General features: G+C 55.1%; 6 protein-coding genes. 1 reads left to right on the top strand and 5 read right to left on the bottom strand.

The window, feature by feature from the left end; translation table 11 throughout:
* Position 1: 1 nt before the first annotated feature.
* Together ACWVCN_RS10145 and ACWVCN_RS10140 are read right to left on the bottom strand one after the other, a co-directional pair.
* The gene (locus ACWVCN_RS10145; protein ID WP_455245533.1) at positions 2–673 is read right to left on the bottom strand and encodes a DUF6573 family protein; all 672 of its coding nucleotides are present in this window, start codon (positions 671–673) and stop codon (positions 2–4) included.
* A 48-nt stretch (positions 674–721) separates the two neighbouring features.
* Positions 722–1990 (bottom strand): MFS transporter, encoded by a 1269-nt coding sequence (locus ACWVCN_RS10140; RefSeq protein ID WP_455245532.1) that lies wholly within the window; start codon positions 1988–1990, stop codon positions 722–724.
* A 148-nt stretch (positions 1991–2138) separates the two neighbouring features.
* On the opposite strand from ACWVCN_RS10140, the gene ACWVCN_RS10135 reads away from it, so the two are divergent.
* The gene (locus tag ACWVCN_RS10135) at positions 2139–2777 is read left to right on the top strand and encodes a DnaJ domain-containing protein (protein ID WP_455245531.1); all 639 of its coding nucleotides are present in this window, start codon (positions 2139–2141) and stop codon (positions 2775–2777) included.
* Between the two features lie 88 nt (positions 2778–2865).
* Here the strand turns inward: ACWVCN_RS10135 and ACWVCN_RS10130 are convergent, their stop codons facing one another.
* The 3 genes from ACWVCN_RS10130 to ACWVCN_RS10120 all read right to left on the bottom strand — a co-directional run.
* The gene (locus ACWVCN_RS10130; protein WP_455245530.1) at positions 2866–4071 is read right to left on the bottom strand and encodes an amidohydrolase family protein; all 1206 of its coding nucleotides are present in this window, start codon (positions 4069–4071) and stop codon (positions 2866–2868) included.
* Between the two features lie 7 nt (positions 4072–4078).
* Complete coding sequence (locus ACWVCN_RS10125) at positions 4079–4675, bottom strand: Tll0287-like domain-containing protein (protein WP_455245529.1); 597 nt, start codon at positions 4673–4675, stop codon at positions 4079–4081.
* 19 nt (positions 4676–4694) lie between these two features.
* On the bottom strand, positions 4695–5746 hold a 1052-nt coding region (locus ACWVCN_RS10120), incomplete at its 5' end, for a pyridoxal-phosphate-dependent aminotransferase family protein (protein WP_455245528.1).

Raw genomic sequence — 5746 nt, 5'->3', positions numbered from 1 at the left:
CCTAATTCAAGGGGATAATGCCTGCTGCCACCTCGTTCGGCAGCAAGAGCGTCACCATGGCCCGGTTCTGTTCGTCCGGTTGGATCAAGGCGAACAGCGGGATTGGCTGTGGGACGTCGTTCGGTGGAAACGCCAAGAGAGCCGGGAAGTCGATCAACGGCGACACTGTCGGGTGACTTGCTAAACGCAGCCTAAAGGCCATGAGGACATCACGTAAGCGATGAAATTGTTCCTCTTTGCCGATCGAATCGGTCGGTGCAATCCCCACTTCCCATAGAGGTTTTGTCACGGTGATTGGAAAAGAAAAGCCGAGTTGCTTAGCCGTCGTCGTGACGTCGATGAGAGTCCCGCTCGCAATCGCCTGCTTGAATGGAATGGTGGTGGGAGTCGTTTCTTGTTGAATTGAATCCCCTCGTCCCGCATCTGCAGCTAGATGCTCTCCTTCACTCCCAGTATCGGCAGTGACTGATTCGTTCTGCTCACTTTTGTTATCGGGAGGAAGGGAGGATTTGTCTGTCGGGTCTGGAGCCGCCGGCAGGACCTTCAGAATGCCGTCATAAACATTACGAGCCCGATCAGACCACTTGGGATTAAATGGACGGCCCGAAAAAGCCGCCTCTGCCGCTTTTTTCTCGTCGTGAGTTAGCACATCAGGAAGCAATTTGTCGTCCATGCACACAGAGATAAACCGCACATGAGAGAAGTCAAGAGAGGATGGAGACTAATCTTTAAGGGGTCTTCCCCTTGTCTCTGGTGCGAACAATAGTACGATTAGCCCGAGGAGATAAATCAAGGCGACAGTACTTGCGGCTCGACCGAATGTGCCAAAAGTCGTGACAAGCCAGCCGGTGAGGAATGGTGAGGCGGAAGCCAGAACGCGGCCGGCATTGAAGCAGAATCCGGCTCCTGTGGCGCGGAGTCTCGTTGGGTACAGTTCGGGAAGGTAAATCGGGAATCCGCTGAAGATTCCATTGTTGAAAAAACCCAGTATGGGCAATAACATCAAGACGCCTGAGTAACTTTCTGGTAGGAGGTACGTGGTCGGCAACATGAGCAAGCTCCCGACACACATAAAAGCAAAAGTCGTCCGGCGGCCGAAACGATCGGCAAGCGGACCGAATCCGAGGTATCCGAAAATCGCTCCGGCATTAAGTGCCATGATTGCATAGCTGACGTTCTTTGTGTGGACGGATGGATCCTGCCCTTTGAATTCGGGCAATTCGTGCACGAGAGTCGGTGCCCAGTTCGTGGAGCCCCATAAACCAAACACGGCGACAAAGGACAAGGCTGATCCCACGAGAGTGGCACGGCGGAGATCCCCTTCAAAGATTGCCGAAATAGGAATTGCTTCCCCGCGGTGTGCATGGGTCCAACGTTCCGGCTCCTTTACCCACCAGCGAACGAACAGGGCAACGAATGCGGGCAAGATCCCGACCAGGAATAAACCTCTCCATCCGTAAGCGTCTTTCAGGGCGAGATTGACTGTTGCCGCCAAAAAAAAGCCGGCAGCCCAAGCCGATTGTAAGATCCCGGCGGCTTTCGCACGTTTGTCCTCCGGCCAGGTTTCAGCCACGATGGCCGCGCCTGCGGCCCATTCGCCGCCGATCCCGAGGGCAGTGAGAAATCGATAGATCGCCAGGTGCCACCAGTCATGCGAAAGGGCAGCGGCTCCGGTGAAGACTGCGTAGATGATGATTGTAGCAATGAGCACCTTTGTGCGTCCGAAGCGGTCGGCCAGAATGCCAAATGTGATACCGCCGATAGCCCAACCGATAAGGAAAATAGAAAAGATGATGCCGCCATACCAACCGATCTGCTCCGTGGTCGGCGGGTCAGCGGAGGAACGGAGTAACTCGTGCAACGCCGGATGGAGCACGATGGCATAGATGGTTGCATCCATCGCATCGAACACCCAGCCCAGCCAAGCGACAAAAAGTACCAGCCATTGGTAGCGGGTGACGCCGTGAGACCAGGAAGATGCTCTCACCATGGCTGGCCGTAAAGAACGATCGTCAGCGTAACGACGTTGAGTGAGTCGTGAAAAGTGAAAAGCGCGGACATAGATCGCGCAAGGCTAAGGCTGTTGAGCACGGGAGTCAAGATGAAGGGAGCCGGAATAGCATGGTATATTCGCCTTCATGCCACGAGTCGACTATTACCGGGTTCTGGGGGTTTCGCGGGAATCGACCGACGAAGCGATTAAAAAAGCCTACCGGAAACTCGTCTTCGAACATCATCCGGATCGAAATCCCGACAGCCGAGAAGCTGAGGCCAGGATCCGTGAAATCAACGCCGCCTATGAAATAATAGGCGATCCGGAAGCGAGGCGGAATTACGACCGGCTCAACTGGGGGGATGAGTTCGCTCCTGACGTTGTCGATGTCTCCGTCATTCTTGAAGAGATGGGGAAGAAGCTCTTCGACGAAGGAAGGAAAGAAGTCTTTGCCCTGCTTATTAAGGATGTGAAACGGATCAAGGATGAACTGGCTTTGATAAGAGAACGAACAGTTATTGAACAGGGTTACGATTCATTCAGAGAATCGATCATCTATCAGCGGGGGCGTGAGGTAATGGAGGAACTGATTACGGATGAAATGCAAGCGCGCAGAAAGCGGCTCGTTGATGTAGCTACACAAATGATGATTTCTCAGGGTGTCGTAGGCAAGAACGACGAGGAAGGAATCCGTTCGCTTCGCAGCAACTTGGATGAGGAGTTTCAGAAGGGGCGCTTACACGGGTTTGCCACGGCATTGGAGCTGTTTTACGAAAGACGGTAGTAAGGAGGTAGAAGTTTCAAAATAAGAAGTTAAGAGCGAAACGTTGAAGTGCTAGAGCGTAGGCCGGCGTACTTCTTATATTGCGTTTTTACTTCTTCGAAAGTATTCCTGCCACAAATCGGCCCGCTTTCATGACCCCAATAATTCTGCTGCAGTCTCTGAGGAGTGCAATTTTCTTCAGCGGGTTTCCCTCGAGCAGGACAAGATCCGCAATTTTTCCTCTCTCGAGTGTGCCGACCTTGTCCTGAATTCCGATTAACCGGGCCGCCTGAGACGTTGAGGCGAGAAATGATTCCATCAGACTCATACCGAGGGCGACCATTCGTTCGAGTTCCTGCGCGTTGTCGCCGTGGTAATTAAAAGGTGTGCCTGCGTCCGTACCCATAGCAATTAAGAGCCCACGCTGATAAGCCCGCTTGAAGCTGGCCTGGTGGTGCTTCGTCATAGACTTGGCCTTCTCTAGCGCGCTTTCAGGAATGCCGCAGCCTCGACGGCACGCGGCTGTTGTGGCGAGCGCGGAGAGTGTCGGGACCATATAGACGCTACGGCGCTCCATGAGCGAAGCCGCTTCCTCATCCATGAGAGTGGCGTGTTCGATTGAATGGACGCCGGCAAGGACGGCGTTTTTCATGCCTGAGGACCCATGGGCATGGGCAGCAACCTTCAACCCCGCCCGCTTTGCCTCGTCGACAGCGGCCTGTAATTCCTCAACCGTCATCTGTGCCTGATTCGGGGAAGTCCCGGGTGTGAGGACGCCTCCTGATGCGATCACTTTAATCACTTCCGCACCTGCGGCGATCTGGGAACGGACGATTTCGCGAACCTGCTCGACTCCTTCAACCTCCTGTCCGATGAAGCGGGCGTGCCCGCCGATCATGCAGATGGCGAGGCCGGCTCCGACAATGCGAGGGCCCGAGGTAAGGCCATTCTCGATGGACCGTTTGAGGGAGAAGATTGAATGGTCGCGCGAACCGACATCGCGAACGGTCGTGACACCAGCCTCTATCGTTTGTCGTGCCGCTTGGCTCGACTTGAGCAAAGTCTCTGTAGGCGTTTCCTGCTCGATAGCCTGCACGACATCCGGCTCTCCTCCGAGGGACAGGTGGACGTGGCAATCGATCAGGCCCGGTAGGACCGTGAATCCTCGGCCATCGATTCGCGTCGCGCCGCGTGGGACTGATATCGACTTGCTGGGGCCGGCCGCGTGTATGAGTTCGTTACGGATTATAACTGTGGCCCTTTCGATGCACTGCCCGTTGCCATCGATGAGTCTGGCATGCTGGATGGCAACCACCACGTCCTTACTCTCCGATCGGGAAAGTAATGATGATGCCGCCCATGACGTCGTCGAGCTCGAAATCGCGCCTGGGGCTGTTGGGGTGCTTGTTGTGGCAGTCCACGCACGCTTGTGAGATCGCGCGGTCGGCATAGATGGCTTGAAAGAATCTGGTTTCTCCGCGTTTGATGATTCCGTAATGGGGCTTCGATGGATCCTTCTGGACTGCTGTAAGGCCTTGTCGTTCGAGATCGCTGTTCGGGGCATTCCAGGCATAGATGGGAGTCAAGCTGGCGAGTCGAAACGAAAAATTGAGGTTCTTGAGGGCGACGAGTCGACCGGATTCCATCATGTATTGTGCAGGAAGTGGGACGCCGCGCTCGTTTTTCCAATGCTCATGGGCCTCGATGCCTTCACCTTGTAGTTTTACCACGACGTTGTCCGTGTAGTTGTTGCGGTTAGCCTCCAGAACCGCGTGAATGTACGCAGCGGCTTTTTCCGGGGACACTTGATCGGATTTCATTTGATTAGCGAGTGCAATGGCGAAAATCCAATAGGCAACGACGGCGACGAATCCGCATGCGCCGCCTCCGAGGGCCCACAGGAGAGGTTTGTTGCTCATAGAATTGCTCGACCTCCAATTAGGAACGGGCAGCGGCATATGATTGCTCGGCCGCCTGCAATGCAACACCCGGCGTGGTCAGCCAGCCGTGGTGAAGGAATATCGTTTCTAACGCGTTTAGCAACGTCAGGACGTTCGCTTCATTTGAAGATTCTCCCATGAGACCGATTCGCCAGACTTTGCCCTTGAGCGGGCCCAAACCTCCGCCGATTTCAATTCTGAATTGGGACAGGAGTTGCGCCCTAATATCCGCTTCAGGAATGTGACTTGGAACGGTGACGCAATTGAGCACCGGCAGCCGCTGACCCGGTGGAGGGAGGGGAGTCAAGCCCAACGTCTCAAGACCCGCGAGGAGCGCTTCACTGTGGACCCGGTGTCGTTTAAATCGGGCAGGCAATCCTTCTTCCTCGACCAGTCGCAAGGCTTCCCTGAGCGCATAAAGCATCGAAATGGGTGCCGTGTGGTGATAAGTCCTTGTGCCTTCAGTCCAATAGTCGGCGACGAGAGCCATGTCAAGATACCAACTTTGACAGGGAGTGCGACGCTGCTTGACAACGGCCAAAGCCCGTTCGCTCATGGTGAAGGGCGATAATCCTGGCGGACAACTCAAACATTTTTGGCTGCCGCTGTAGCACACATCGATACCAGTTCGATCGACTTCGAGAGGAATGCCGGCCAGTGATGTCACCGCATCGACGATGAACAGCGCGCCGTGCCGACGGCATATTGTTGCGACATCGTCGAGTGGCTGCCAGACTCCGGTGGAAGTCTCTGCATGCACGATCGCGACGGCCTTGACCGGTCCAGATCGGCGAAGCGCCTGCTCGACTGCGGCAGGGTCGATGGCCGTTCCCCAAGGGGCTTCTATCGGTATAGGTTTCCCTCCGCACCGTTCAACAACCGAAGCCAACCTTGTTCCAAAGACGCCATTAAGGCCGACGATAACGGCATCGCCCGGTTCGACCACGTTCACGATCGAAGCCTCCATCCCGGCGGATCCGGTCCCTGATATGGCGATGGTAAAGCGATGGTCGGTCTGAAAGATATGACGAAGCAGGCTCTGAATCTCGT

The organism is Petrachloros mirabilis, assembly GCF_975968855.1.
The sequence above is the reverse complement of the archived record's forward strand: the minus strand, read 5'-3'. Positions and strand labels throughout refer to the sequence as shown.

Coding starts and splice junctions, on each gene's coding strand:
- ACWVCN_RS10145 (WP_455245533.1), bottom strand. CDS start 673: ATGGACGACAAATTGCTTCCTGATGTGCTAACTCACGACGAGAAAAAA.
- ACWVCN_RS10140 (WP_455245532.1), bottom strand. CDS start 1,990: ATGGTGAGAGCATCTTCCTGGTCTCACGGCGTCACCCGCTACCAATGG.
- ACWVCN_RS10135 (WP_455245531.1), top strand. CDS start 2,139: ATGCCACGAGTCGACTATTACCGGGTTCTGGGGGTTTCGCGGGAATCG.
- ACWVCN_RS10125 (WP_455245529.1), bottom strand. CDS start 4,675: ATGAGCAACAAACCTCTCCTGTGGGCCCTCGGAGGCGGCGCATGCGGA.